The 4,081-nt window shown below is 57.9% G+C and carries 4 protein-coding genes; 2 read left to right on the forward strand and 2 right to left on the reverse strand.

Going from position 1 to position 4,081, the window contains the following annotated elements; genetic code table 11:
• Window positions 1-144: 144 nt before the first annotated feature.
• Both DER72_RS15800 and DER72_RS16095 read left to right on the forward strand, forming a co-directional pair.
• Window positions 145-756 carry a hypothetical protein gene (locus DER72_RS15800; RefSeq protein WP_110070885.1) on the forward strand — a complete coding sequence of 204 codons (612 nt, stop codon included), beginning with the start codon at window positions 145-147 and terminating at the stop codon, window positions 754-756.
• A 78-nt stretch (window positions 757-834) separates the two neighbouring features.
• On the forward strand, window positions 835-1,311 hold the full coding sequence (locus tag DER72_RS16095) for a hypothetical protein (protein WP_146209081.1): 477 nt from the start codon (window positions 835-837) through the stop codon (window positions 1,309-1,311).
• 3 nt (window positions 1,312-1,314) lie between these two features.
• Here the strand turns inward: DER72_RS16095 and istB are convergent, their stop codons facing one another.
• A complete protein-coding gene (gene istB, locus DER72_RS15805; protein WP_110070886.1) occupies window positions 1,315-2,055 on the reverse strand; it encodes an IS21-like element helper ATPase IstB in 741 nt (246 codons plus the stop codon).
• An 8-nt stretch (window positions 2,056-2,063) separates the two neighbouring features.
• Entirely contained in the window at window positions 2,064-3,587 is a 1,524-nt protein-coding gene (istA, locus tag DER72_RS15810; RefSeq protein ID WP_110070887.1) for an IS21 family transposase, read from the reverse strand.
• Window positions 3,588-4,081 lie beyond the last annotated feature (494 nt).

Raw genomic sequence — 4,081 nt, forward strand, 5'->3', positions numbered from 1 at the left:
AACGAGGCCAACTTCATCGCCATGATCTACCTGATTGGCAGCCCGGTGGGCCGCCTGATCGATCAGGCCAAATCCACATGAAACGACGAAGAACCGTTTTTACCGGTTCCATTTGATGAGTACTGGAGTTCAAGTATAAAAATCATGTTAGTTGGTCGGGAGACTGCGGGTTGGAATACTGACAACAACAAGAATACAATAAATCGAGTGGCTGAGCTTGTCGAAAAAGATAAAGTTTTTGAGCTTTTGTGTGAAGCAACTGGACGTTACAAAAAACATCTTCAGGTATCCAAGGGAGGAAAGGTTATAACAAAAACCAGAAGTCGTTTTAAACAATACTTTTTCCGTTTGGCGAAGGAGCTAGACGTTAGCCCTAAGTCTATTGTCTATGGGAATATGTTTGCGTGGGACTACAATAAGAAAAGCCCTAGAATACGTCCTGAAAATGAGTTTGAAGAAATAACTTCAATATCTAAAAAGCTTCTTGCATCACAGATAAAACACTTTCAGCCTGATGTCGTAATTTTTGCGGCTGGCTTTGTTGGTATTGATCCTATAATAAAGCAATTATTCAATGAAAACTTTTCTGGATATAAAAATAAAGAGGTGGTTTCTGGTAAATATTGGGAGTTTGAGGCAGGTAATGCTACATGCTTTAGAATTGCCCATCCGAGAGCAACGCATGGACATGGCGAGTTTCGCGACAAAGTGATTCAAAGGATTAAAGCTCGTGTGGCGGACCAAAAGTTCGCATAACAAGTTGCTGCACACGGATAAATTACTCGCTGCGCTCCTAATTTTCCGGTGAGCAAGGCGTTAGCTCCTGGAGAGAGCATGGACTTCAAGACCTTCGTCGATATTCTTGCCTCGCTTGCAGCGATTGTGGCTATTGTCTCTGTTTTGGTCGGGTGGTACCGCAGCTCTCGGAAACCCTTGAAAATTGTTCGAGTAGTCGTGCACAAGGCGCCAGAAGATATGACGTTCATCTTGGTGACGAAGAATCGCCAGCCTTATCCGGTTACGACCAAGCGCATTGACTGTTATAAGAGAAAAATATTTGAGGTCCAGAAAAAGGTCGGAGGCGATCCGGAGTACTCTGAACGTCTTTCCAGCCGAGAGGCGCTGTTCATGAGGAAGTCAGAGTTTGAAGTACCTGCAAATGCGAACACAGATCTTCGCATAAAGGTGACCGGAACCGCAGACATTCCGAACCGCCTGCTTTTCTCTATGGATACCTCTCATGGGTATCACGAATGTCAATGGCCATCAGAAGTGACCCACCAGCGGTCATTAGTTTTGACCCACCCGTGATTGTCAGCTGAGCGTCTTCTGCTTCAGCCGGTAGCTCTCCCCGCCCAGCAGGTAGAGGTGCGAGTGGTGGATGATCCGGTCGACGATCGGCACCGCCACGTTGTCGTCGTGGAAGAACTCCCCCCAGCTGGTGAAGTCCTTGTTGGTGGTGATGATCAGTGAGCGGTGCTCGTAGAACCGGTTGATCAGCTGGAACAGCGCGTAGCGTGCCTGTCGGCTCATCGGCAGGTAGCCCAGTTCGTCGATCACCAAGGCGTCGACCTTGGCCAGCTTGTGCAGCGTCTTCTTCAGTTCGCCCTTCATCTCCGCCAACTCCAGTTCCTCGACCAGGTCCAGGGCGTTGCGGAACAGCACCCGGTAGCCGGCTTCGATGGCCTTCTGCCCGATACCGATGCTCAGATGGGTCTTGCCCACCCCCGGCGGGCCGATGAACACCAGGTTCTCGCGGTTATCGAGGAAGGCGAAGTCCAGCAGGGCGTTGATCTGGCGCTTGGTGATGGTGGTCTGGTGCCGGTAGTCGAACCCCTCCAGCCGCTTGTCGCTGGGGAACCCGGCCTGGCGCCGGTAGAGGTCGATGCGCTTCGCCTCGCGGGTCTGGCGCTCGTGCTCGACCAGCATGTCGGCGAAGGTCAGGTAGGAGACCTCGTTGGCCTCGGCCTGGGCCAGCAGCTCGGGGAGGTCACCAGCGATGGCGCCCAGGCGCAGGCTGCGGTAGCGCCCGGCGGTCAGCTCAAGCTGTCCCATGGGTCAGCTCAAGCTGTCCCATGGGTCACCTCCTGCTGGCCGCTGGAGTGGCCAAGGCGGGCGTACTGAGCCAGCTCCGCCGGCGTCGTGCTGGATCCTTCGGGCACATCGCCCTCGTGATCCCGGCCCCTCGCCTTGGCGAGCCGGGCCGCCGCCAGCCGCTCCTTAAGACCCACGGCGGTGAGGCGCTCTCGGGTGACCCAGTCGCTGATCAGCGTCAGATCCAGCTCGGGCTCGGCCTCCAGCACCTGCCCGGCGCCACGCAGCTGGTCCTTGTAGTGGTGCGGCATGCTCTGGCGCAGCTTGTCACACAGCTGCCGCCCCAACGGCTCGCCGAGACACTGGGCGATGGCTTGCTCCAGATCGGCCTCCAGCTGGCGGTGATCACGGTAGTGGCTCTCGTTGCGCGAGGTGTGCCCTTTGCCCAGATGAAGGGCATGGGTGGCGATCTCGTCGCCGCTCTCCAGGTCATGGATCGCCAGGCGGTTTTCCGCTTCCCGGACGCCGACACGGCCCTGCTGGTAGGCCATCGGCACCGAGTACTTGTTGGCCTTCCAGGCGATCAGCCCGGTCTTGTCGACCCGGCGCGGGGCTAGGCCGTCGGCCTCGCGGCCCACGCAGGCTGGGGTCAGATAGGGGCGCAGGTGGCACCGTTCTTCGGCGTCGCACAGCGCCCGCGGCTGCTGGCCAGTGGTGCCGTGAGTGCGCACGTTGGCGACGTCATCGAGCCACTGCCGCACGTAAGCGCGCAGGTCGGCCTCGTCGCGGAACACCTCGCCATAGAAGGCATCCTGCTTGGCGTACTTCACCCCGGCCTCGACCTTGCCCTTGCTCTCCGGGTCGTAGCCGCAGCAGGCACGGATCCGGAAGCCGGCGGTGGTGGCGTATTCGTGGAAGCGCTGGTTCACCTCCAGCTCGCGGAACTGCTCGCTGATCACCACCATCTTGGTCTGGTCGTAGACGCACTCCTCCGGCAGGCCGCCGAAGTAGCGGAAGGCCTCGTCGTGCAGGCGGATGAAGGTGGCGGTATCGAGCGGTGACAGGCTGACACCGACGTAGGTCAGGCGCGAGTAAGAGAGCACGAACACCACGAAGTACAGGGGGCGCGGCTCGCCGCCGATCATCACCTCGCGCAGCTCGCCCGGATCCACCTGGCACTGCACCCCCGGCACCATGTCGAGCACCGGTTCGTAGTAGCGCCGCTGCCGGCTGGCCACGGTGCTCTTCACCTGCTTCACGTAGCGCCGCAGGGTGCGCTCCGAGACCGCCAGCTCGCCGACCTTCTCACGCAGCTTGCGAGCGACCTTGACGCTGCTCAGCTTGGGAAAGGTGCGCAGCAGGTAGACGATGTAGTCGCGGTGGGCGTCGAGCTTCTTCTCGCGTTCCCGGTTCGACTGCGCCGCCTCGATGGTGGCTTCGTCCTGGCGCAGGTACTTGCGGACAGTGTTGCGGGAGATGCCCAGCTCCTGGCCGATGGCACGGATCGACAGGCCTTGTCCGTCATCATGTAACGCTTTGATCTTGTGAATCATTCCCCAGTCCTTCACGTTTCCGTCCCGACCCTTGGCTGAGCCGACACAGTAGGTGGATGGTGGCAGCGCTGCCACCTCGGGGGTGGGTCAGAAGCGTTGGCCGGTACTGGGTCAATTTACTTGGCCATTAACAACGAACTTTGGTGCGACGAAATTAGCGTCCTAGAAGTAGGGAGGACGGAGGTTTACAGCGTGGACTACAAGAACGAGTACAGATCAAGGGTGATAGCAAAGGTGATGTACCGCTGGAGATTAGTGCAAGAGCTAACCAGGCGCTGCAGCCGACGGCTTCGCCGCAGCTGAGCTCCAACGTTAAACCGCCCACAAACAAAGCCCCGAGTCAGTCACCTGGTTCGGGGCTTTTGCGTGTTGGCGTTGCGATTACTTGGCGGCCAACGCCCCCGAGTTCGACACTTCCAGTCCGATTTTGGCCTGAAATCGGCACTCATGGCATGAGAATTCAGTGACTTAGCCATTTCTGGCCGAATTCTTTG

Source organism: Halomonas sp. A11-A (genome assembly GCF_003182195.1).
Taxonomy (GTDB): Bacteria; Pseudomonadota; Gammaproteobacteria; order Pseudomonadales; family Halomonadaceae; genus Halomonas; species Halomonas alkalicola.